This is a genomic window from Hypericibacter sp. (assembly GCF_050729195.1).
Classification (GTDB): Bacteria; Pseudomonadota; Alphaproteobacteria; order Dongiales; family Dongiaceae; genus Hypericibacter.
Genome location: NZ_JBOHKS010000314.1, coordinates 1 through 23,778 on the forward strand (window position 1 = coordinate 1; position 23,778 = coordinate 23,778).

At 65.6% G+C, this 23,778-nt stretch carries 20 protein-coding genes; 12 read left to right on the forward strand and 8 right to left on the reverse strand.

All coding sequences use genetic code 11. From position 1 onward, the window contains the following. Positions 1–2,697 (reverse strand): DEAD/DEAH box helicase (locus tag ACREE8_RS25640; protein WP_431575862.1); only part of this gene is annotated, 2,697 nt, incomplete at its 3' end. Positions 2,698–2,959: 262 nt separating this feature from the next. On the opposite strand from ACREE8_RS25640, the gene ACREE8_RS25645 reads away from it, so the two are divergent. Together ACREE8_RS25645 and ACREE8_RS25650 are read left to right on the forward strand one after the other, a co-directional pair. Further along, positions 2,960–3,784 carry an aldo/keto reductase gene (locus ACREE8_RS25645; RefSeq protein WP_431575863.1) on the forward strand — a complete coding sequence of 275 codons (825 nt, stop codon included), beginning with the start codon at positions 2,960–2,962 and terminating at the stop codon, positions 3,782–3,784. Positions 3,785–4,030: 246 nt separating this feature from the next. Beyond that, positions 4,031–4,429, forward strand: coding sequence for a hypothetical protein (locus ACREE8_RS25650; RefSeq protein ID WP_431575864.1), 399 nt, complete (start codon positions 4,031–4,033; stop codon positions 4,427–4,429). A gap of 89 nt (positions 4,430–4,518) precedes the next feature. Here ACREE8_RS25650 and ACREE8_RS25655 read toward each other — a convergent pair whose 3' ends face one another. The 3 genes from ACREE8_RS25655 to ACREE8_RS25665 form a co-directional block, all read right to left on the reverse strand. After that, positions 4,519–5,034, reverse strand: a complete 516-nt coding sequence (locus ACREE8_RS25655) for a DUF1993 domain-containing protein (RefSeq protein ID WP_431575865.1) — start codon at positions 5,032–5,034, stop codon at positions 4,519–4,521. A gap of 91 nt (positions 5,035–5,125) precedes the next feature. Then, positions 5,126–6,082, reverse strand: coding sequence for a hypothetical protein (locus tag ACREE8_RS25660; RefSeq protein WP_431575866.1), 957 nt, complete (start codon positions 6,080–6,082; stop codon positions 5,126–5,128). Between the two features lie 63 nt (positions 6,083–6,145). After that, on the reverse strand, positions 6,146–6,781 hold the full coding sequence (locus tag ACREE8_RS25665) for a TetR/AcrR family transcriptional regulator (RefSeq protein WP_431575867.1): 636 nt from the start codon (positions 6,779–6,781) through the stop codon (positions 6,146–6,148). Between the two features lie 71 nt (positions 6,782–6,852). On the opposite strand from ACREE8_RS25665, the gene ACREE8_RS25670 reads away from it, so the two are divergent. Continuing rightward, positions 6,853–8,106, forward strand: a complete 1,254-nt coding sequence (locus tag ACREE8_RS25670; protein ID WP_431575868.1) for an MFS transporter — start codon at positions 6,853–6,855, stop codon at positions 8,104–8,106. Between the two features lie 25 nt (positions 8,107–8,131). Here ACREE8_RS25670 and ACREE8_RS25675 read toward each other — a convergent pair whose 3' ends face one another. The 4 genes from ACREE8_RS25675 to ACREE8_RS25690 form a co-directional block, all read right to left on the reverse strand. Beyond that, on the reverse strand, positions 8,132–9,418 hold the full coding sequence (locus tag ACREE8_RS25675) for an aspartate aminotransferase family protein (RefSeq protein WP_431575869.1): 1,287 nt from the start codon (positions 9,416–9,418) through the stop codon (positions 8,132–8,134). A 55-nt stretch (positions 9,419–9,473) separates the two neighbouring features. Further along, positions 9,474–10,259: an SDR family NAD(P)-dependent oxidoreductase gene (locus ACREE8_RS25680; protein WP_431575870.1), complete on the reverse strand. Its 786-nt coding sequence runs from the start codon at positions 10,257–10,259 to the stop codon at positions 9,474–9,476. A gap of 35 nt (positions 10,260–10,294) precedes the next feature. Further along, entirely contained in the window at positions 10,295–12,736 is a 2,442-nt protein-coding gene (locus ACREE8_RS25685; protein ID WP_431575871.1) for a GcvT family protein, read from the reverse strand. A 280-nt stretch (positions 12,737–13,016) separates the two neighbouring features. Continuing rightward, the gene (locus ACREE8_RS25690; protein WP_431575872.1) at positions 13,017–13,787 is read right to left on the reverse strand and encodes a DeoR/GlpR family DNA-binding transcription regulator; all 771 of its coding nucleotides are present in this window, start codon (positions 13,785–13,787) and stop codon (positions 13,017–13,019) included. A gap of 397 nt (positions 13,788–14,184) precedes the next feature. On the opposite strand from ACREE8_RS25690, the gene ACREE8_RS25695 reads away from it, so the two are divergent. The 9 genes from ACREE8_RS25695 to ACREE8_RS25735 form a co-directional block, all read left to right on the forward strand. Then, positions 14,185–15,417 (forward strand): ABC transporter substrate-binding protein, encoded by a 1,233-nt coding sequence (locus ACREE8_RS25695; protein WP_431575873.1) that lies wholly within the window; start codon positions 14,185–14,187, stop codon positions 15,415–15,417. 118 nt (positions 15,418–15,535) lie between these two features. Next, positions 15,536–16,405: a branched-chain amino acid ABC transporter permease gene (locus ACREE8_RS25700; RefSeq protein ID WP_431575874.1), complete on the forward strand. Its 870-nt coding sequence runs from the start codon at positions 15,536–15,538 to the stop codon at positions 16,403–16,405. Further along, positions 16,405–17,412 (forward strand): branched-chain amino acid ABC transporter permease, encoded by a 1,008-nt coding sequence (locus tag ACREE8_RS25705; protein ID WP_431575875.1) that lies wholly within the window; start codon positions 16,405–16,407, stop codon positions 17,410–17,412. The genes ACREE8_RS25700 and ACREE8_RS25705 overlap by 1 nt, the downstream gene beginning before the upstream one ends. Then, positions 17,409–18,194 (forward strand): ABC transporter ATP-binding protein, encoded by a 786-nt coding sequence (locus ACREE8_RS25710; RefSeq protein WP_431575876.1) that lies wholly within the window; start codon positions 17,409–17,411, stop codon positions 18,192–18,194. Before ACREE8_RS25705 ends, ACREE8_RS25710 begins: the two co-directional genes overlap by 4 nt. Then, on the forward strand, positions 18,187–18,924 hold the full coding sequence (locus tag ACREE8_RS25715; RefSeq protein ID WP_431575877.1) for an ABC transporter ATP-binding protein: 738 nt from the start codon (positions 18,187–18,189) through the stop codon (positions 18,922–18,924). Before ACREE8_RS25710 ends, ACREE8_RS25715 begins: the two co-directional genes overlap by 8 nt. 23 nt (positions 18,925–18,947) lie before the next feature. Beyond that, positions 18,948–19,961 (forward strand): phosphotransferase enzyme family protein, encoded by a 1,014-nt coding sequence (locus ACREE8_RS25720; RefSeq protein WP_431575878.1) that lies wholly within the window; start codon positions 18,948–18,950, stop codon positions 19,959–19,961. A 106-nt stretch (positions 19,962–20,067) separates the two neighbouring features. Next, entirely contained in the window at positions 20,068–20,967 is a 900-nt protein-coding gene (locus tag ACREE8_RS25725; RefSeq protein WP_431575879.1) for a LysR family transcriptional regulator, read from the forward strand. Between the two features lie 240 nt (positions 20,968–21,207). Further along, on the forward strand, positions 21,208–22,698 hold the full coding sequence (locus ACREE8_RS25730) for an aldehyde dehydrogenase family protein (protein ID WP_431575880.1): 1,491 nt from the start codon (positions 21,208–21,210) through the stop codon (positions 22,696–22,698). Positions 22,699–22,816: 118 nt separating this feature from the next. Beyond that, positions 22,817–23,778 (forward strand): amidohydrolase family protein (locus ACREE8_RS25735; RefSeq protein WP_431575881.1); only part of this gene is annotated, 962 nt, incomplete at its 3' end.

Sequence of the window (23,778 nt, forward strand, 5' to 3'; positions counted from 1 at the left end):
GGCGTTCGCCGGATCGGGCCAGGCTTCCGCGCGGACGCGATCGATCGCCTCGGGATCCAGCCGGCCGATATCCGACGCGGCCTCGGGCGCCAGCCAGCGTCGGCTCATCACCGCCTGCGTGCGGCGCTCTTCCAGCGGCGCATCGTCCAGATAGGCATAGGGTTTCGCCGCCAGCACCTCGAGGGCCAGCGGCGAGGGCTGGGTCAGGTCGCGCGCAATCACGCGAATCTCGCCCGCTTCCAGCTTGGCGAGCAAACGCTCGAGGCCCGCGATATCCATCGCCTCGTTGAGGCAATCCGCAATGGTCTGGCTCACCAGCGGATGATCGGGGATCTCGCGTTCTCCGGCGAGATTCTCGGCGCAGGCAAGCTGATCGGGAAACACGGACACGATCAGGTCTTCCGCCGCCATGCGTGCGAGCTGGGGAGGAACCTTCTTGCCGCCGCGCTGCCGCGGCAGCGCCAGCGCCGTGCCGGCCACCCAGCGCCAGCGGGTGGCGAACATCGGCGCGTCGAGCAGAGCCGCGATCAGGACGGTTCGCACGCTGGCCGAGTTCAAGTAATGCGCCGCGTCGCCCAGCTCGAAGCTGTGGGCCGTGGTGAGCGACAGCACGATATTGTCCTCGGTCGCCGCCGCCTGCAGCTCGAAATTGAACTTGCGGCAGAAGCGTTTGCGCAAAGCGAGGCCCCAGGCCCGATTGATGCGGCTGCCATAGGGGGAATGGATGACGAGCTGCATGCCACCGGCTTCGTCGAAGAAACGCTCCAGCACGATGGTCTCTTGGGACGGCAGGCAGCCCAGCGCCGCATGAGACGCCGCCAGATATTCGGCGATCTGCTCCGCCGCCGGCGCGGCGATGCCTGCCTCAGCCATAAGCCAGCTGGCGATCTGCTCGTCGTTCCGGCCGGCCTGCAGCCGCGCGGCAATGGCGTTCCGCAGCCGCGATACCGACAGCGACAACTCATCGCTGCGGCCCGGCGCTTCGCCGAGCCAGAACGGAATCGTCGGCGCCATGCCATGCGCGTCTTCCACCCGCACCACGCCACGCTCCACCCGCATGATGCGATAGGAGTTGTTGCCGAGCTGGAACACGTCGCCCGCCATGCTTTCGACGGCGAAGTCCTCATTCACCGTGCCGATCATCTGATTCTCAGGCTCCAGAAGGACCTGGTAGTCGGCCGTGTCGGGGATGGTGCCGCCGGAGGTCAGGGCCGTCAGGCGCGCACCGCGCCGGCCTCGCAGCCTATGATTGACGGCATCGTGATGCAGCAGCGCGCCGCCCCGGCCGCGGCGCGTGCTGAAGCCTTCGGCCAGCATGCGCACGATCTCGAGAAAGGTTTCGCGGGATAGGGCGCGGTAGGGCCAGGCGCGGCGAAACAGCGCCAGCAGCGCCTCCTCGTCCCATTCCTGCGCCGCGACTTCAGCCGCGATCTGCTGGGCGAGCACGTCCAGCGGCTGCTCCGGAATCGTCAGCTTGTCCAGCTCGCCGCGGCGAACGCTGTCGAGCAGCGCCGCGCCTTCGACCAGCTCGTCGCGCGACAGCGGAAACAGCCGCCCCTTGGGCGTGCCGCCGACCGCATGGCCCGAGCGCCCGATCCGCTGCAGGAAGCTCGCGATGGAGCGTGGGGATCCCAGCTGGCAGACCAGATCGACATCGCCGATATCGATGCCGAGCTCGAGCGAAGCCGTCGCGACTAGCATCTTGAGCGCGCCGCGTTTGAGCCGCTGCTCCGCATCCAGCCGCAACTCCCGCGCCATGCTGCCATGATGCGCGGTCACCTGGCCCTCGCCGAGGCGTTCGGACAGCTGCCGGGCGACGCGTTCGGCCATCCGGCGCGTATTGACGAAGACCAGGGTGGTGCGGTGGTCCCGGGCCAGCTCGGCCAGCCGGTCATAGAGCTGGGTCCAGACCTCCGCCGACATGACGGCTTCGAGCGGCGACGATGGAACTTCCAGCGCGAGGTCGCGGGCGCGGCTATGGCCGGCATCGACGATCTTGCAGGCCGAGAACTGCGCCGGATCCGCCCCGACCAGGAAATGCGCGACGGTCTCGATCGGCTTCTGCGTGGCCGACAGGCCGATCCGCAGCAAGGGGCGGCCGCACAAGGCCTGGAGGCGTTCCAGCGACAGTGCCAGATGCGCGCCGCGCTTGTTCGGCGCCAGGGCGTGGATCTCGTCCACGATCACGGTCCGCGTCGTGGCCAGCATCCGGCGGCCCGACTCCGACCCCAGCAGAATGTAGAGCGATTCCGGGGTGGTCACGACGATGTGGGGCGGCCGCTTGCGCATCCGGTTGCGTTCGGCCGTGGGGGTGTCGCCGGTCCGGACCCAGGCGCGGATATCGACGTCCGGCAGGCCCTGGGCCTTCAGCGCCTCGCGGATGCCGGCCAGCGGCTCTTCCAGATTGCGTTGGATGTCGTTCGACAGCGCCTTGAGGGGCGAGACATAGACGACCTGCGTCTCGTCCGGGAGAGGGCTTTCCAGCCCTTGCCGCACCAGCGAATCGATCGCGGCGAGGAAGGCGGCCAGGGTTTTGCCGGATCCGGTCGGCGCGGCGATCAGCGTATGGTGCCCCGCCTGGATGGCCGGCCATGCTTCGGCCTGGGCCGCCGTGGGCGCGCCAAAGCGGCGATCGAACCAGGTGGCGACCGCCGGATGAAAGAGATGGGGCCGATTCAGGCGCAAGGCGACGGTCAAGGACGGGCGGTTCCTAAAGCATGCGGATTCAGGGACTTCTGAGGCAGGCCGAGAGGGCTCGGAAGAGGGCGCCACGGCTCCCTAAATAAGGGGAGGGATGGGTAGAATATCAACATTCATGTCGCGGGCGGCCCGAACAGATTGAAGCTTCAGCCTGTCGCTTCGACGCAGGGCAGCTCCGCCCCGCTTGAAGATCGGAGGGGCCGACGCCCTATATCATTCTGGGGAACCCATTCATGTCACTTTTCGAAGGTCTTTCATCATGACGAACCTACCGCTCATCAAACTCAATGACGGCGCCACCATGCCGCAGCTTGGCTTCGGCGTCTGGCAGGTTGCGGACGACCAGGCTGCCGGCGCCGTCAAGACGGCCATCGCCAGCGGCTACCGCTCGATCGACACCGCCGCCATCTATGGCAACGAGGAGGGCGTTGGCCGGGGTATCAAGGCCGCCGGTGTCGCCCGCTCCGATCTCTTCATCACGACCAAGCTCTGGAACGACCGCCAGGGCAGGGACGAGCCCGCCAAGGCACTCGCCGAGAGCCTGAAAAAGCTGAAGCTCGATTATGTCGACCTCTATCTGATCCATTGGCCGGCGCCGAAGCAGGACCGCTTCGTCGACAGCTGGCGGGCGCTGGTGGCGTTGCAGCAGCAGGGCCTCGCCCGGTCGATCGGCGTCTCGAACTTCACGGCGGCGCATCTGACCCGCATCATCGACACGATCGGCGTCGTGCCCGCCGTCAACCAGATCGAGCTCCATCCGCGCCTGCAGCAGAAGCCGCTGCGCGACTTCCATGCCACGCATGGGATCAGGACCGAATCCTGGAGTCCGCTGGGCCAGGGCAAGCTGCTCGACGATCCGGTGCTGGCGGCGATCGCCAAGAAGTACCGGAAGAGCACGGCCCAGGTGATTCTGCGCTGGCATCTCGACAATCAGCTGATCGTGATTCCCAAATCGACGCATGAAGAGCGCATCCGCGAGAATTTCGCGGTGTTCGATTTCAAGCTCGAGCCCGCGGACCTCGCCCAGATCGACAAGCTGGATGCCAATGGCCGCATCGGCCCGGACCCCGATCGCTTTTCCTGACGGAGAACCCCCGCCGCTGGCGTATAACCCTTTGAGATCGCTGGCCCCCCGCGCCGAACATAGGGGGCGCCGGTGGCCGGGTGGGGACGGACACCTTGGCGTCCGCGCTTTCCGCCCCATTTTTTAGCCTGAGGGCCTGGATCGGACTGATGGATCAGAACACCCGATCGCAGCGCCCGGCGTCCTTTATGGATCGCGCGGGTGTGTCTGACGACGGAACCTGACGGGGGCATCCGAGGGCATTCCATGAAAAATCCGACTATTATCCTAGCCATGGCGGTCGCCACGATTCTGCTGGCCACGCAAGCCCGCGCCGAGCCGCTGGTTGGTGACAATTTCATCTCGGTGATGAAAGGCAACACGCTGTCCGGCACGAGCCAGATGGGCGTAAAGTACAACATCTATTTTCTGTCGGGTGGCGGAGTCACTTACCAGGACGCCAGCGGCCGCATCGACACGGGCAGCTGGACCATCGATCCCGATGGCGACGTCTGCATCAAATGGAAGTCGCCCAGCAATCTGGCGAACGATTGCTACAAGGTCGATATCGACGGGACCAAGGTCTCATGGAAGGGCAAGACCGGCGCCGGCCATGCGGGCCTGCGCGGCGAAGTGGCGCCGATGGACATGGCCAAATCGCAGTAGCGAACAGCGCGCCTCGACCGATGCAAGAAGGGGCCCCTCGCCGTTGGCGAGAGGCCCCTTTCATTCTGGGCTCGCCGCTGTTTTTGCGCTTATTCCGTCTTGAAGCCGCCGATGAAATCACGCTTGCCCAGCTCGACGCCGGCATGGCGAAGGATGTCGTAGGCGGTGGCGGCATGGAAAAAGAAATTCGGCAGCGCGAAATGAAGCAGATAGGGCTGGCCCTTGAAGGTCCGCGGCTGGCCGCCGATCGGGATCGTGATCTCGCGCGTCTCGGAGCCGTCGATCTGCGCCGGCTTGAAGCCCTTGACGAAGGTCGCGGTCTTGGCGACGCGCGCCTGTAGCCCGTCGAAGGTGGTTTCGTCATCGGCGAATTTCGGATTCTCGACGCCGGCGAGCCGCGCCGCGGTGCCCTTGGCGAAATCGGCCGTGAGCTGCACCTGGCGCGTCAACGCGAACATGTCGGGATAGAGTCGCATGCCGAGGAGCACGGCGGGATCGATCTTGCGCAGCTCCGCATGCGCCTCGGCCTTCTTGAGGAAGGCGGACACGGCGTCGAGCGTATGCAAAAGGACAGGCACGGAGGCCTGGTACATCGAGATCGTCATGATTGCTGGCCGTTCATGTTGTTGAGTTTCTGAGGGATCGTTGGATGGGCGAGACCATGGACCATTCGCCACGAGCGGCGCAACAGCCGCCTTATTGCGAGGGCGGCGCGAACTCGAAGCGCTCGATATAGGGATAGGTCTGGAAGGCCCAGAGATCGACATACTGGATCCATTCGCCGGCCATCGCCGGATCCTCGCTCGCCACGGGATCGTCCATGCGCTTGCGCATGATATTCAGCACGGTGTCGCCCTTGCGCCACATGTCGCCCTCGGGTCCCCGCGTCGCACCGCCATGGAGCTGCTGGTCTTCCTCGGTCTTGTAGACCTCGTGACCGGCTAGCCAGCCATCGGCCTTCAGTCGCGCGCGCAGATCCGCATCGGCGGCATCGGCCGCTTCGACGCTCATCTTGTCGGGCGAGGTGCCGATCGAGATCGCCTCGATATGGGCCGGGTCGTGGGTGAAGAAGCTCATGTAATAATAGCGGCAACCCTTGAAGACGATGGCGCTGCCTGGGATCTGGAAATCGAACACCACGCCGTCGGCGATCGGGACGCCGGGGCCGGACGGGTTCTTGAGCTGATTCAGGGTCAGCGTCGATTCCTGGCTGATCTCTTCGGGCGTCATATTGGGTTGCGCGACGAGGAGGCCCTTCGAGCCACCGCGAAAGAGGCTGCGAAACGATTGCGCCGCCTCGGGTCCGAAGAAATTGTCGTTGATCGCGGCGGGGATCGCGAGCGCCATGCCGGCGATGAAGAGGCCCCAGATCACCCAGACGGCTGCGGTCTGGTGCGCGGCGAGAGTCTTGATGATGCCCACCTCGCCATTGCCGATCGCAATCTGGCCCGCCAGGAAGATCTTGAGCATCAGCGGGATGAGCGAGAAGCCGAAGGCCAGGAAGAGACCGAAGATCAGGACCTTTGCCCCCAGCATGAGGGTCGGGTCCTTCAGCGGCCGGCCGCCGGTGACGACGTTGCCGCCAATGGCAAAGATGATCATGGCGGCAAAGAGCGCGCCGCTGATGATGGCGTGGGTTCTCAGACTGAACATCGACGGGGCCGCCCCTTACATGCCCTGCGCCCGGCCGTTCGCCTGGCGCGACCGGCAGCCAGTCTAGCCCTTTTTCCTCAGGCTGGCTCCTATCAGCGCGTCGGCCGCCGCGGCGACCGAGCCGCCCGGCCCGCCCGGCCCGAAGATCTGGCTGGAAGCGAAGGTGCCCTCGATGAGAAGGAGCAGCCCGTCGGCGAGGATGCCCGGCTTGGCGGCGCCCATCTCCGTCGCCATGGCTTTCAGGCGCTTGCGCAATTCGCGCTTATGCGGATCCGAGACGGCGCGCGCCGGATGGCTGCGATCGGGATATTCGATCGCCGCGTTGGTGAGGCCGCAGCCGCGATAGCCCGACGTCGTGGCGCGCTCCGCGAGCGCGATGAGGTAGGCCATGATCTGGGCGCGGGGATCGCCCGGATGGGCCGCGATCGCGGCATCGAACCGCCGCCAGAACTCGGCCTCATAGCCACGCAGATAGTCGGCGGCGAGCTCGTCCTTGGAGGGGAAGCTGCGATAGAGGCTGGGCTTGGTGACCCCTGCCTGGGTCACGATCTCCTCGACCCCGACCGCGCGGATGCCTTCGCGATAGAACAGCTCGCGGGCGCTGCGCCGAATCCGGTCGACCGCGCGCAGCGGCGCGTCGAGGGTCGCGACGGGAGCATCCTTGGCGCGGGCAGGGGCTTTGGCAGGCTTTTTCGCCATTCCGGTGAAAACCTCTTGACGATGTTACCGATCGGTACCTATAACCCCAGTCTAACGTACCGGTCGGTAACATGACAATAGCCCTCCCGCGTCCCTTTGCCCAGCACTATGCCTTCGTGGTGGTCGCCGTCATCTTCCTGTCGCTGCTCGCGACCGCGGGGCTGCGCTCCACGCCGGGCGTGCTGATGGTCCCGCTCGAGGAGGCGTTCGGCTGGACCCGGGCGATGATCTCCAGCTCGGCCGCGGCCGGCATCTTCCTCTATGGCATGGTCGGGCCGTTCGCCGCCGCCGTCATGCAGCGCTTCGGCATCAAGCGCACGCTGGTCGGTGCGCTCGCCCTGATGAGCCTTTCGACCGGGTCCAGCTACTTCATGACCGAGCCCTGGCAGCTGGTGCTGAGTTGGGGCTTCTTCTCCGGGGTTGGCAGCGGTTGCGTCACCGCCGTGATGGGGGCCGCGATCGTCAATCGGTGGTTCGTCACCAATCGCGGCCTGGTGATGGGGCTCCTCACCGCCAGCACCGCGACCGGAACCCTGATCTTCCTGCCGGGCCTGGCGGCGATCGCGCAATTTGCCGGCTGGCAATATGTCGTGCTGACGATCGCGCTCTGCATGGCGCTGCTGATCCCGCTGGTGACCTGGCTCCTGCCCGAGCGGCCGGCGGATGTCGGGCTCCTCCCTTATGGCGCGCCCGATGGCTATGTCGTCCCCGTGATGCCGAAGCGCAACGTCATCGGTGCCGCCCTGGGCGGCCTGGTGCGAGGCTTTGGGCGGCGGGATTTCTGGCTCCTCGCCGGTACCTTCTTCGTCTGCGGCTTCACCACCAACGGGCTGGTGGGCACGCATATGATCTCGCTCTGCTCGGACCATGGCATGCCGGAAGTGCAGGCGGCGAGTCTCCTGGCCGTGATGGGCGTGTTCGACCTGATCGGCACGACCGCCTCGGGCTGGCTCACCGACCGGTTCGATCCGCGCAAGCTCCTCTTCATGTATTACGGGCTGCGCGGCCTGTCCCTGATCTATCTGCCCTATGCCGATTTTTCGTTCTACGGGCTCTCGATCTTCGCGGTTTTCTACGGCCTCGATTGGATCGCGACCGTGCCGCCCACCTTGCGGCTGACCAATGAATGTTTCGGCGATCAGGAAGCGCCTGTCATGTTCGGCTGGATCCTGGCCGCGCATCAGATCGGCGCCGCCTCGGCCACCTTCTTCGCCGGCATGATGCGCACGGTCGAGGGGCGCTATCTCGAAGCCTTCGTGATCGCCGGTGCCACGGGACTGGTCGCTGCCGGCATGGCGCTCTTCGTCGGCCGCGGGCCCAAATAGCCTGCCAGGGCCTGAGGACGGTTCGTCAGCCCTCGATCGTCTCCCGGCCGCTCTTGACCAGCTCATGCGCCTCGGCGATCGAGCGAGCCATGATCGCGAGGATCTCGTCCGCCAGCGCCTCGTCGACCAGCAGGCCCGGCTTGAACTGCAGCACGCTCGGATCGAAGGTCGAGAAGATCGCCCACACCCCGTTGCGATAGGCCGCGCGCATCACCGGATTGGCGCCCTTGGGCCGCGGGAACTCCAGGCCGAAGATCAGGCCGTTCTGACGGATGCCGAGGAAGAAATCCTGATGGCAGGCGCGGATGGCGTCCAAGCCGGCGCGGAACTGCGCAGCGCGCGCCTGGATGTTCGCGCGCACCTCGGGCCGTTGCGTGATCTCGAGCACCTTGAGTGCCACCACGCAGGCGATCTCGGAACCGCCGCCGGTCGAGATATGGGCGAAGCCGTCCTCCTTGAGCCAGCCGCCCGCGCGCTCATTCATGATCGCGCAGCCGAGCGGGAAGATGCCGCCGCCGATGCCCTTGGCGACGACGATGATGTCGGGCACGACGCCATATTTGACGGCCGCCCACATCTCGCCGGTGCGCATCATGCCGGCCTGGACCTCGTCGGCGATATAGAGCGCGCCATAACGCTCGCAGAGCGCCTTCACGCCCGGCAGATAGCCGTCCTGCGGCATGAGGAAGCCATAGGTCGCGGGGATCGTCTCGAGGATGACCGCCGCCACGTCGCCACCGGCCAGGGCCTGCTCCATCGCGCCCAGGTCGTTGAAGGGCACATTGATGAATTCCTCGGGCCGCGCGATCAGGAAGCGCTCGGTGAAGCGCTCGTCGCCGGCGCAGACCGAGAGGCCGGTGCTGCCATGGTAGGATTTGAAGGCAGAGACGATCTTGCGCCGGCGGGTCGCATAGCGCGCGCTCTTGATCGCGATGTCGGAGGCCTCGCTGCCGCTGGCGCCATAGACCGTATAGATCAGCGAATCCGGGCTCGCCTCATGGAGCGCTTCCGCCAGCGCCGTACGGCAGAGGCTGGGGAAATGATGATTGCCCATGTCGAAATGATCGAGCCCCTCCTTCAGGGTCGCGACCAGCTCGGCATTGAGATGCCCCAGATTGAAATTGCCGCCATTGAGATGGAGGTCGATCAGGCGCTTCCCCGAATAGTCGTAGAGGAAATAGCCCTCGCGGCGATCGATGATGAAATCGATCCCGACATCCTGCCAGAACTGCGTCTTGGCGGGATTCCAGTAGCGCGCCGATTTCTCGACGGCGTCCCGCTTCGAGGCGAAGCGGTCATGGATGAAGTTCATTGTTGCCTGGTGCCTGAAATGCGGAGGGCCGGGATCCCGGCGACAGCCTTGAATCCTACCAAGTGCAGAGGCCGGCGCAGAGATTGATCGCCTGGCCGGTGATGTAACGCCCCTCGTCGCCGGCCAGGAAGAGGGCGAGATCGGCCGCGGAGCTGGCCGGCAGCAGGGTACCCAGCATGTTGGTTTTCATCGTGCTGTCATAATATCCGTCGGTCTCCTGCCCGGACTCCTTCGCGATCTTGCCGAGGATGTCGTGGGCCAGCGGCGTCTCGACCCAGCCGGGACAGATCGCATTGACCCGGATCTGGGCCTTGCCGACCTCGGCCGCGAGACAGCGCATGAAGCCGATGACGCCATGCTTCGAGCTGTTATAGGCGGTCCATTCCGCGTCCGCGGTCTTGCCGTTGGTCGAGGCGTTGAAGATGATGGAACCGCCCCTGCCGGCGGCCAGCATCGTCGGCAGCGCGAATTTCGAGACCAGGAACGGCGCCTTGAGATTGACCGCCATGGTCCAGTCCCACATCGCTTCCGACATCTCTGTGACTTTGGCGGAGTCCACCACGCCGGCATTGTTGACGAGGATGTCGAGGCCGCCGAGCTTCGCGATGGCATCGGCGCACATGGCCTGGATCTCTGCGCTCACGGTCAAATCGGCCGCCACGGCGAAGGCCCTGCCGCCGGCCCGGGTGATGGAAGCCACGGTATCGCCTGCCCGCTCATGATTGCGGGCATGGACGGCGACGATGGCGCCTTCGCGGGCGAAGGTCTCCGCCATGGCCCGGCCCATGCCGCTGGCAGCCCCGGTCACGAGCGCGCGTTTGCCTGCCAGTTTCTGTGCCATCGCCTTGTCCTCCCTGTCGGTACTGTCCCAGGTGCCTAACCGCGTATGCGGATGTTGGCCGGATCATAGGGCGATTTCAAATGCAGCTTGGCCGCCACCCGGCGCGTGCGCACCTCGAGCTCATACCGGCCTTCGGCCAGTTGGGCGGCGCTGGACACCCCTTGCGTATTGACATAGCCAAGCCCGATGGCGCGATCGAGGGTGAAGCCGAAGCCGCCGGAGGCGAGCCAGCCGACGCGCTCGCCATCGCGATAGATGGTCTCGCGGCCATAGAGGAGCGTGTCCGGATCCTCGACCACGAAGGCGACCAGCCGGCGGGTGACGCCGGTCTCGCGCTGCCGCAGCAGGGCATCCCGGCCGACGAAGTCGGGCTTCTCCAGATCGACCGCGAAACCGAGCCCCGCTTCGAACGGTGTGTAATCGGGATTGATCTCGGCCGCCCAGACCCGACGCGCCTTTTCCATGCGCAGCGAATCGAGCGCGCGATAACCGCCATGGCGAAGCCCGTGCGTGGCGCCGGCGGCCACCAGCGCGTCATGGGCCCGTACCATATACTCGCAGGGGATATAGAGCTCCCAGCCGAGCTCGCCGGCGAAGCCGACGCGCAAGGCCAGCGTCGGCGCGCCGTCGAGAAACAGATCCTGCGCGGTGCCGTAAGGGAAGGCGGCATCGGAAACATCTTCCTCGGCGACCTGCGCCAGGACGTCGCGCGCCCTGGGACCCATGAGCGAGAGGCAGCCATAGGCCGAGGTCACGTCCATGAGATGCGCGTCGGCGCCGGCCAGGCCGTTCCGCAAGGTCACGAAATCGCGCGTGGCGAAGCCGGTCCCCGTCACGATGAAGAAGGAGCCGTCGCGACGGCGCGTGACGGTCAGGTCGGCCTCGATCCCACCCCGCCGATTGAGGACTTGCGTGTAGGTCACCGATCCCGCGGCCGGTTTCAGACGCGCCGCGCAGAGCCGGTCCAAAGCCACCGCGGCATCGCGGCCGGAGAGATGGTATTTCGCGAAGGGGCTCTGATCGAAGAGCGCGACCGTCTCGCGGCAGGCGCGATGCTCGGCCGCGACATGGGGAAACCAGTTGGGGCGGTCGAACGTATAGATGTCGCGCGGCTCGATGCCCTTGGGCGCGAACCAGTTGGCCCGCTCCCAGCCGGACTTGGCACCGAAGCAGGCGCCGCGTTGCTGGAGCAGATGATGAACGGCGCTGCGCCGCAGCGGCCGGCCGGCCTGGAACTCGAGATGGGGCCACAGCATGGCGAAGTGATGGGCCTGGCCTTCGAGACCGCGGACCAGCGTCTGTTTCCTGGAGCGGTGGAAGGCGCCGAAGCGGCGGATATCGGCGGGCCAGAGATCGAAGGGCGGTTCGCCATGGAGGATCCAATGGGCCATCGCCATGCCGGCACCGCCCGCCGAGGCGATGCCGAAGGCGTTGAAGCCGGCCGCCACGAAGAAACGGTCCACCTCGGGCGCCTCGCCCAGGATGAACATGCCGTCCTCGGTGAAGGATTCGATCCCGTTGAACCAGCGCTTGACGCCGGCCTTCTCCAGCGAGGGGAACCGGTAGGCGGCGGGCCCGAGCCGCGGCTCGAACTGCGCGATGTTCTCGGGCATGAGCTTGAACTCATGGCCCTCGGGAATCGGATCCTCGAGATAGGGGATCGGGTCGAACTCGTACTGGCCGACGATCAGCCCGCCGACCTCTTCCTTGAAATAGAGATTGTTGTCGGTGTCGCGGATGGTCGGGAAGTTGCGCTTCAACCCCTCGATGCGCTCGGTCACGAAATACTGGTGATGGGAAGGCTGCAGCGGCACGTTCACGCCGGCGAGCCGGCCGATCTCGCGCGCCCAGATGCCCCCGCAATTGACCAGGGTCTCGCAGCGGATGGTGCCGCGATCGGTGACGACGGCGGCGACGCTGCCGCGCTCGAGCGTGATCCCGGTTACCTTGGTGTGCTCGAAGATGCGGGCGCCTTTCATGCGGGCACCCTTGGCCAAAGCCTGCGCGATGTCGGAGGGATTGCCGATGCCGTCATCGGCGACGAAGGCCGCGCAAACGAGGTCATCGACGGTCATGGTCGGGACCATGCGCTTGATCTCGTCGGGGCCGACGAACTCGAACGGGATGCCGAAGGATCGCGCGCGGGTGGCGGCCACCTCATATTCGGCGCGGCGTTCCTGGCTGGAAGCCAGCCGCAGCGAGCCGTTGCGTACCCAACCCGTGGCCTGGCCGGTTTCGGCCTCGAGCCGCTCATAGAGCTTCACGGATTCGCGCAGCAGCCTTGTGACGTTGGCGTTCTGGCGCAGTTGCCCGATGCCGCCCGCCGCATGCCAGGTCGAGCCGGAGGTGAGCTGATGGCGTTCCACCAGCACCACGTCGGGGCAGCCCATCTGCGCCAGATGATAGGCGATCGAACAGCCGATCACGCCGCCGCCGATGATGACCACCTGAGCCTGTGTTGGCAGTGCCGCCGTCATTCATGCCTCCCAGCTGGATCCGGCCGCCGCCCTTGAGACGAGCGCGATGAACGGGACCTCGCTGGGCCTCGTTCTTGGCATCTGCCGGACAATATGTGGCATACGACACTATTTTTCGTGCCTTATGCAACATATTTGAGCCCCAATGCCGCAAAGAGGCCGCCAACGGCTTGTTTCTAGCGGAGAAAACGCGGGTTCGATCGCCCAGGCGCGAGCGCGAGGCCTGGCGGAATCGGGCATTGGAGCGGAGGACGTCGGGGGCGGAGAGGGCGGGATCCGCTCAGGGCGCGACGTCGATCATGACGCCGGCCTGGCGCAAGGCGGCGCCCAGCTCGCCGTCCGGCGCGCGATCCACGATCATCACATGGATATCCTTGATGTCGCAGAACTTCTCCAGGCTCGCCTGATAGAACTTGGAGTGATCCACCATCATCACGACCCGGCGCGACTGCGCGATCATGATGCGCATGACCCAGGCGGTGCGCGGGTCGATCTCCATGGCGCCTTCGGGGGTGATGCCGTCGACCGTGACGAAGGCCGCGTCGGCGTGGAATTTCTTCAGATACTCGGTCGTGTCGTGACCCCAGAGGAAGCCCTCGTTGTAGTCGACCTGTCCGGGCGCCAGAATCGTGCGTATCGATGGATTCGATGCGAGCGCGATTGAGCCGGGCAGGTTGTTGGTGATGACCGTGATCTTTTTCTCGACGGTCTGCAGCACCTGGGCCAGCAGCAGCGAGGTCGAGCCCGAGCACATGAAGATGACCTCATGCTCGTTGATGAAATCGGCCGAGCGCAGGGCCACGCGCTGGCGCTCCTTGATCATCCGCTGCGAGCGGGCCTCGAGATTGGTCTCGAAGCCGATCGGGGTGAAGGTCGCGCCGCCGCCATAGCGCCGATGAAGCCGTCCGGTGCGATTGAGCTCCTGAAAGTCGCGCCGGATCGTCTCGCGCGATACGCCCAGGGTTTCCGCCAGGTCGCGGATCAGAATCATCGGATTGGTGCTGATCTCGGCGATCAGTCGCTTATGCCGCTCGGTCTTGCGTTCCGACATCGAGACTCCAGTCGCTCCCGTCGAGACCCGTCTCGGCGGGCCTGCTCCTTCACAGCCATGCCACAAACCGCCGCCGCCGCCAACAGGCAATCCCAGGCGCAAAGAAGACGATAGTGCCGAAAATATTCAGTTCTTAGAATTGGTTATGAGCGTGTCGGCACAGCCGATTATGCCAGAATGTGGCATATGGGAAAGAGAATTGTTGCATATGCCCAATTATGCCCCGTATCATCGTGGCAATCGAAGGCGCCAAGCCAACAAATAAGGCCACATCAAAGCGCCTCGGCAGGGAAACCGGCTCTGGAAGCCGGTCACAGAGGAGGAGGCGATCATGGGGCATAGGCTTATGACGGCCGGGCGGGGGTGGCTTTTCGGCGCCCTGGCCTTGGCAGCGGCAATGGCGACGTCCACAGCCACCAGGGCCGAGGACACGCTGGATATCGGTTTCAACGCACCGCTCTCGGGACCCGCGGCGGGTTGGGGGCTCCCGGGGCTCACCGGCATCAATCTCCTGGTCGACGGAATCAATGCCGAGGGCGGGCTCGATGTCGGCGGCAAGCGCTACAAGCTCGTCGTCCATCAGTTCGACAACGAGTACACGGCCTCGAAGGCTCTCCAGGGCGCACGCCAACTGGTGCTCGAGCATAATGTGAAGATCATCCTCGATGTCGGCGGCTCGACCGGCGACGCGCAGCTGCCCTTCCTGACCGAGCACAAAGTTTTCTATGCGCCGGAGGCGACCGCGGACATCAATCCGAAGCGCCCCTACATCATCTCGGGCTCCGACTACTTCCCGCGCGGCGAGATGATGCGCATGGCCTATATCCGCCAGATGTACCCCGAGGCCAAGCGCTACGCGGTCGTCTCGCAGCAGGACTCGACCTCGCTGGTCGGGCAGGCCTGGGAAGTGGGTGCCGCCAAGGCGGTCGGGCTCGATGTCGTCTATGACGAGTTCTATGCGCCCGACACCACCGACTTCGCACCAGTCGTGACGGCAATCCTCGCGACCAAGCCCGACATCGTCAGCCTGTCGATCAGCTGGCCCGATTTCATTCCGTTGCTGATGGAGCAGCTCTATCAGCAAGGCTTCAAGGGCATCATCGCGGCGAACTATATCGAGCCCGAGCAGGCGCTGCAGCGCGTGCCTGCCGACTGGCTGCAGCAGGTCAAGGCCATCGACTCCTATCCCCTGTTCGACGATCCCTGGTGGGGCGATCCCTCGGCGCAGCATGATTTCGCGGCGAAATGGAAAGCCCGCTATGGCGCCGGCGGTCCCGAGGACCAGAAGCGGCCGATGAACGGCATCGACTGGCTCTATACGCCGATGCTGCAGGCCTATCTCGCCTCCGTCCAGAAGGCCGGCAGCGTCGATCCGGACAAGGTGCTGGCCGCCTTCCGCAGCCTCGACACGATCTCGACCATCGAAGGTCCGACCGCGGTCACCGGCGAGGAGATGTGGGGCGAGAAGAACATGATCTCGCCGCTGGTGCCGAACAACGAGTTCCGCGCCGACTGCAATTGCAAGCGGGTCCAGTCGCTGACCCGCTTCGAGACCTGGTTCGCCCAGCATAAGGATGCCGTGATCGCCGAAGTCCGCCGCCGCAATCAGATGTGGGACCAACGGCAATAGACGATCATAGTGGCGTGACGAAAGCGCTCTCTTCGCCCATGCTGGCCGGGATCCGCCGCCTCACGACGAGGGGCGGATCCCGAGACCCGCACCGGCAGTCCAGCCAGCGGTTCTCGTGATGGATCTTGCGACCTTCGTCCAGACATTCGCCAATGCGGTGATCTCGAGCTCGATCTATGCGCTGGTCGCGGTCGGCCTGGCCCTCTCCTTCGGCGTGATGAAGATGGCGAACTTCGCCCATGGCGAGTTCTTCATGGCCGGCGCCTATGTCGTCTATGTGCTTTATGGCATCGCGGGCTATCCCTTCGTGCTGGCGGTGCTCTGCGCCGTGCCGATCGTGGCCTTGATGGGGCTCGCGGCCGAACGGCTGATCTTCCGGCCGACGCGCGACAATCTTCTGGCCGGTTTCATGGCGACGGCCGGCCTCTCCTTCATCCTCCAGGTCCTGGCCGGACGGATCTGGGGCGTCGGCCTGATGAAACGCATTCCGACGCCGATCATGGGCGCGGTCGATTTCGCCGGCGCCCATATCGGCTCGCAGCGGCTGGTGATCCTCCCGGTCGCCATCCTGACGCTGGTGGCGCTGTGGCTGTTCCTGAACCGGACGCGGCAAGGCAAGGCTCTGCGCGCGGCGGCACAAAAACCCGAAGCGGCGGCCCTCCAGGGCATCGATCTCAACCGCATGTCGGCCCTGGCGATGACCATCGCCGGCGCCTCGGCGGGTCTGGCGGGCGCGCTGATGGCGCCGGTCACGCCGGTCACGCCCTATATGGGGCATAGCGTCATCCTGATGGCCTTCGTGGTGGTGGTGCTGGGCGGCATGGCCAGCATCCAGGGCGCGATGATCGCGGCCGTGATCCTGGGCTTCGTCATCACCTTCTGCACCACGCTGTTCGATGGCGTGATCGCCACCATGGTCGGCGTCGGGCTCATGGCGCTGGTGCTGGTGGTCCGCCCGCAAGGCCTCATGGGTCGCGAGACGGTGTGATGGCAGTGGAGCGGCTGGCGGCTCAAGCGACGGCACGGCCTGCGGCGCGGCGCAACGCCCGCCATTGGCCGCTGCTGCTGGCCGCCGTGACGGCGATCCTGGCCGTCGCCGCGCCTTTCGTCCTGCCGACTTACCAGACCGAGCTCGTCATCCTGTTCCTGATGAATCTAGTTTTGGTGGTCAGCTATCGCCTGATCACCACCACCGGCGATTGGGGCCTGGCGCATGTGGTGATGATGGGGGCGGGCGGCTATTCGGCAGCGCTCATGGCCAAGGGGCTCGACCTGCCGGTCTGGCTGACCGTGCCGCTGGCCGGGTTCGTCGCGGCGGCGGTCGCGGGCCTCATCAGCGTGCCGCTGCTGCGCACGCGCGCCTTCGGCTATTTCATCGCGTCCTTCGCGCTGGGCGAGCTGCTGCGGCTGTTCTGGATCCGGCTCGACGTGCCGTTCGGCGGCATTCGCGGCATCATCAATATCCCCGAAGGCGAGCTCTTCGGGCACTCGCTGTTCGAGACGATCCCCTATTATTTCTTCGCGCTCTTCGTCGCCTTCGTCTGCGTCGGCATCATGTATCTGCTCGACCGGTCGCGGCTCGGCATGACCTGGAAGGCGCTTTATTCCGATCCGGCGCTGGCGGAATGCGTCGGCATCGACGTGACCCATTATCGCCGCACGGCCTTCATGATCGGCAGCGGCTTTGCCGGCGTGGCGGGGGCGATGCTGGCCCACCGCATGGGCGCCATCGACCCCAAGAACTTCGACCTCATCACCATGCTCTATCTGATCATCTGGGTGGTGGTGGGTGGCACGCAGAGCTTCTGGGGCGCCGCGGTCGGGCTCATCGCCATGACTTTCGTGTTCGAGCTGACGCGCCCGCTGCTGGAATGGCGGCCGCTGATCTTCGGTGTGGTGCTGATTTTCTTCCTGATCTTCGTGCCGGGCGGGATCGAGTCCCTGGTCGGTCGCGTCCGTGGCTGGATTGGTCTCCTGAAGCGAGGCGCGTCATGAGCCAGCTCAAGGTCACCGGCATCACGCGGCGCTTTGGCGGTCTGGTCGCGGTCGATGCGCTCGACCTCGTGGTCGAGAAGGGTGCCATCCATGGCATCATTGGCCCCAACGGCGCCGGCAAGACGACGCTCTTTTCGATGATCAGCGGCACGCTGGCGGTCAGCGCCGGGCGGATCGAGTTCGAAGGCCGCGATGTCACCGGGCTGCCGCCGCATCGGACCGTGAGCCTCGGCATGGTGCGCACCTTCCAGCGCAGCGCCGTGTTCCATCATTTCACCGTGGTCGAAAATCTGCTGCTGGGCACGCATCTCCTGGCCCGGCCCACGGTGCTGGGCTCGCTCTTCGGGTCCCACCGGCGCTTCAGCCCGGCCGATTTCGAGGCGGCGGAGGAGATTCTCCGCTTCATCGGGCTCGCCGATTATCGCGATGCGGCGGCCGAGACCCTGCCGCTCGGGCATCAGCGTTCGCTGGGCATCGGCATCGCGCTCGCCGCCAAGCCCAAGCTCCTGATGCTGGACGAGCCGGCGGCTGGGATGAACCGGACGGAATCCGAGGCGCTGATGCAGCTCATCCGCGATGTGCGCGAGCGCATGGGCGCCACTATCCTGTTGGTCGAGCATGACATGCAGACCGTGATGGGGCTCTGTGAGCGCATCACGGTGCTCAATTTCGGGCGCAAGCTGGCCGAGGGAAAGCCCGCCGAGATCGCGGCCGATCCCGCCGTGATCGAGGCCTATCTCGGTCTCGACGAAGACGCGCAAGCGGTGGCGGCCCATGCTTGAGGTGCGCGATCTCGTGGTCGATTACGACAAGACGGAGGTGGTGCGCGGCATCTCCTTCGCGGTTCACAAGGGCGAGATCGTCAGCCTGATCGGTGCCAATGGCGCCGGCAAGACCACGACCTTGCGGACCATTACGGGGCTCAAGCGCGCCCGTTCCGGCGCCGTCCTGCTGGAGGGGCAGGCGATCCAGGGGCTTCCAGCGCACCGCATCGCGGGTCTCGGGCTCGCGCACGTGCCCGAAGGTCGCGAGATCTTTCCCTTCATGACGGTGCCCGAGAATCTCGAGATGGGCGGCTATCTCAACCGCGACAAAGCCTCGTTCAAGCGCAATCTCGAAACGGTCTTCGAGCGCTTCCCCGTCCTTCGCCGCCGCCAGCATCAGCTCGCGGGCTCGATGAGCGGGGGCGAGCAGCAGATGCTGGCGATCGGCCGGGCGCTGATGGGCAACCCCAAATTGCTGGTGCTGGACGAGCCTTCGCTCGGCCTTTCGCCGGTGATGTGCCAGGAGATCGTGCGGGTGCTCACGGAGCTGCGGGCGGCCGGGCGCACCATCATCCTGGTCGAGCAGAATGCGCGGATGGCGCTACGGCTTGCCGACCGCGCCTATGTGCTCGATCGCGGCCGGATCGTGCTGCAGGGCAAGGGCCGCGACCTTCTCAACGATCCCAATGTGCGAACCGCCTATCTCGGCCTCGCGCCCGCTGTGGCAGCGGCGGCGTCCCCGGCCTAGCCCCCAGTGATGGAGGTGTCGTGATGGATCCCGACTCTTCGGGCTTGCCCCGTCCGCTCTACGACGCGCTGCATCGCGAAGCGCAGGACCTGATGCGCCGCTATGACGTCTCAGATCGGACGGTCGTCTCGCTGCTGCATCAATCGGAGAACACCATGTTCCTGGTGCGCGATCCGGCGCGCCCGGAACCGGTGGTGCTGCGGGTCCATTCGCAGAATCTGAGCTATCACAGCGCCCCGTCGATCGCCTCGGAGCTGATGTGGATGCAGGCGCTGCGGCGCGATGCCGGCGTCATCGCGCCCGAGCCCATCGCCGCCAAGGATGGCAGCCTGGTCCAGCTCCTTTCCGCGCCCGATCTCGACAAGCCGCGCCATGCGGTGATGTTCAGCTTCCTCGCCGGCGCCGAGCCGCCGGCCGAGACGCTGATCGACAATTTCGAGCGGCTCGGCGAGATCACCGCGCGGATGCATCGTCACGCCCGGGCTTGGACGGTGCCGAAGACCTTCACGCGCCATGCCTGGGATTTCGATGCCGCCATCGGCGCGCATCCGCTGTGGGGCCGCTGGCAGGACGGCATGGGGGTCGACCCCGAGGCCTTGAAGATCCTGTCGCGGCTGACGGGCGTGCTCAAGCGCCGGCTCGAGCGCATCGGCACCGCGCGCGAGCATTTCGGCCTGATCCACGCGGATATGAGGCTCGCCAACATCCTGGTGGAGAACGACGTCACCAAGGTGATCGATTTCGACGATTGCGGCCTCTGCTGGTACATCCACGACCTTGCCACGGCCCTCAGCTTCCTCCAGGAGGAGCCGGTGGTCCCGGCGCTCATCGCCTCCTGGCTCAAGGGCTATCGCAAGGTCATGCCGCTCCAGCGCGAAATGGAGGACGAGATCCCGACCTTCATCATGCTGCGCCGCATGCTCGAGGTCGCCTGGCTGGGCACGCGCCGGCATCTCGAATTCTCGCAAGGGCTGGGCACCGGCTTCACGGTGGGCACTTGCCGGCTGGCGCAGGATTATCTGCGGCGCTTCGGTTAGCCGGCACAGGCGGATTGGCTGCATCCTGAAATCCCGGCTAGTGTGAGGACAGGGATCTCGTGTCCCTCGGCTTTCACCCGCTTCCCTCGCAGCATCCCGGCCCCCCTTGTTCCATCTCAGCCATCTCCGTTATTTCTACGCCGTGGCGCAGACGCGCTCGATCCGCAAGGCCGCGGAATCGCTGCATGTGGCGCAGTCGGCTGTCAGCCGACAGATCAAGAATCTCGAGGAAGAGCTGGGCGTGTCTCTGTTCGACCGGCATCCGCGCGGGGTGCGGCTGACCGATGCCGGCCAGATCCTGGCGAAATATGCCCAGCAGACGATGCTCAATCTGGATCGCATCCGCTCCGAGATCGACGATCTGCGGGCGTTGCGCCGCGGCACCATCAAGATCTGCACGGTCGAGGCCGGCATCATCGACATCCTGCCGCAGGTGATCCGGGATTTCCGGAACCGCTATCCGTCGGTCAACGTCACGGTGCTGGTTCGCGGCAGCCAGGGCGTGGTCGATACCATCCTCAATGACGATGCCGATCTCGGGCTCGCCTTCAATGCGCATTATCATCCCGATATCGAGGTGGTGGCGACCCAGCCGCAGCGGCTCTATGCGGCGGTCGGTCCTCGTCACCCGATCGCCGGCAAGAAACAGGTCAAGCTCGCCGAGCTGAGGGGTTATCCGATCGCCCTGCCGGACAGCTCCTTCGGCATCCGGCAGCTGGTGGACCAGATCCAGCAATCGTCGCAGATCCGCATCGAGCCCGTCCTCACCACCGATTCGATCCAGATGCTGGTGAGCTTCGCGCGCCTCGATCTGGGCGTCGCCTTCCTGCCCTTCTTCGCCATCAAGGGCGAGATCGGCAGCGGCCGGGTGGCGGGCGTGCCGCTCGCCGATCCGCCCGCGCGCAACGCGAATGCCGAGATCATCGTCCATAGGGGCCGGCAACTGCCGATCCCGGCGGAGGAGTTCCTCGAGGATCTGAAGAAGGCGCTGCGTCTGCTGAAATAGCGGCGCTGCATCGGTTGGCGGCGCGCGCCCACCGTTCTCATTTCGGCAACGCCATATTCTGGAAATTGCGCTTGTGGCATCACCGGCGCCGGCCCTAGGGTTTTCGACGGGGACCGGTACGGCGTCCTGAAACCCGCGGCTGCCTGACCCCCCGACGGAAGGCAGTCGCCGCGGCGTGCCGGTCCCTCTTTTTCTCAGGCTCGATTTTCCTCGGCCCCATCACGGACCCAAGTCACGCTCATGAATCAGCATCGCGCGCCAGACGCCCGAACAGGGACGCCCGTCGAGAGCATCCGTTCGCCCTTCGACGGCAGCGAAGTCGGGCAGATGCCGGTCGCCGGCGAGATGCAGGTCGAGGCCGCCATTCGGCAGGCCGAGAAGACATTCCAGACCATGCGCCGGCTGCCGCGCTTCGTGCGGGCCGATATCCTGGAGCGCGCCGCCGAAATCATCCGCGGTCGCAGGGAAGAGTTCGCCACGCTGATCGCGCAGGAGGCGGGCAAGCCGCTCTATGACGCGAGGGGCGAGGTTTCGCGCGCCGTCTTCAATCTGCGCAACGCCGCGGCCGAGGCGAGGTCGTTCTCGGGCGCCGAGATCCCGCTCGATGTCGATGGCGGCGTGTTCGAATATCAGAGCGCCCGCAGCGACGGCGGCGCGCTCGATCTGGCCCAGGCCGATCTGGAGCAGCTCGCAGGCCTGCGCCGGCGCCTGGGCCTGGCGCGGCGCTATCCGATCGGCCCGATCCTTGCGATCGCCCCTTTCAATTTCCCGCTCAATCTGGTGGTCCACAAGGTGGCGCCGGCGATCGCGGTCGGCAACAGCGTGGTGATCAAGCCGGCGCCGCAAACGCCGCTCACCTCGCTGAAGCTGGTCGAGGCGCTCGAGGAAGCAGGGCTGCCCAAGGGCGCCGTTTCCGTCATCCATTGCCCGGTGGCGCTGGCCGAGACCATGGTCAAGGACGAGCGCTTCGCCATGGTGACCTTCACCGGCAGCGCCAAGGTCGGCTGGCATATCAAGTCGATCGCCGGCCGCAAGAAGGTGGCGCTCGAGCTGGGCGGCAATGGTGCCGTCATCGTCGGCGCCGATGCCGATCTGGGGTTCGCGGCGGCACGCTGCGTGCGCGGCGGCGTGGTCTATGGCGGCCAGTATTGCATCGGCGTGCAGCGGATCATGGTGCAACGCGCGGTCTATGATGCCTTCAAGGCCAAGCTGCTGGAGCGGATCGCGGCCTGCAAGGTCGGCAATCCGCTGCAGGAGGGAATGGATGTCGGTCCGGTGATCGACAGCAAATCGGCCGACCGGATCGAGAGCTGGATCAAAGCCGCGCGTGAGGGCGGCGCCAGGGTCATCGCCGGCGGCGAGCGCCAGGGCAATGTCATCACCCCCACCATCCTCGAGGGCACCAAGCCGGACATGCTGGTGGAACGCGAGGAGATTTTCGGCCCGGTCATGACCCTGAGCCCGATCGATTCGATCGAGGAGGGCGTGCGCCGCGCCAATGACAGCCGTTACGGATTGCAGGGCGGCCTCTTCACCAACGATCTGCGGGCGGCCTTGCGGGCGCTCGAGGAATGGGATGTGGGCGGCTTGATGATCAATGACGTGCCGATCTATCGCATCGACAACATGCCCTTCGGCGGCTGGAAGGAATCGGGCTTCGGGCGCGAGGGCACCCGCTTCGCGATGGAAGAGATGACCGATATCAAGTTCCTGGTGGTCAACTACAACTGACTTGGCAATCAAGGCCTGCGGAATCAGGGCCTGCGCGGGCGGCCCCCGCGGTGATAGGATTTGAAAGCGGCCGACGAGAGAGCCCCGAAAGCCCGTTCGCGGCGGGCGGGAGAGAGCCATGCAGAACACGGTTTTCACGAATGTCCGGATCTTCGACGGGCTGAGCGAACGGCTCTATCCGGGCGAGGTCGAGATCCAGGGCAACCGCATCCATGCCGTCGCCAAGGGCGCCGAACGGCTGTCGGCCGAGGGCAAGCGCGTGGTCGACGGCGGCGGTGCCACGCTGATGCCGGGCTTCGTCAACACCCATGGCCATCTGAGCTATCCGGCGGTGACGACGCTGGAAGAGATCGGCCGCATGCCGGTCGAAGAGAACATGATGGAGGCGTCCTACAACGCCAGGACCGCCATCGACTACGGCTTCACCGCCGTGGTGAGCGGGGCGGCCGCCAAGCCACGGCTCGATATCGTTTTGCGCGAGGAGATCAACGCCGGCCGGATTCCGGGGCCGCGCCTGCTCGCGACCTCGCCCGAGCTCACCGTCTCCGGTGGGCTCGCCGACGGCAATATGTGGGGTCGGCAGATCCCCGCCAACGGCCTCGTGGCCGACAGCCCCGACGGCTTCCGCCAGATCGTCCGTGCCATGGTGCGCGAGGGTGTGGACCTGATCAAATTCAACAATTCCGGCGATTCCTTCTGCTATCCGAAGGTCGGCTCGATCACGAATCCGATGACCGACGAGGAAGTGCGCGCCATCTGCGAGACCACGAACAATCTGGGCAAGCGCATGGCGGCGCATGCCCATGCCGACAGCTCGGTCGCGCAATGCATCCAATACGGGGTCGAGTTCATCTATCACGCGACCTTCGTGACCGACCGCACCATCGACGCGCTGGAGAAGGTCAAAGACAAGCACTACGTCACGCCGGCCTTCGGGCTGCGCTACAACATGCATTTCGAGGGCGAGCCCTGGGGCATCACCCAGGAAATGTCGGAGCGCATCGGCAACAAGCGCGAGTTCGACGCCACGATCGAGAACATGATCAAGATGCGCGCCGCCGGCATCAAGGTGCTGCCCTT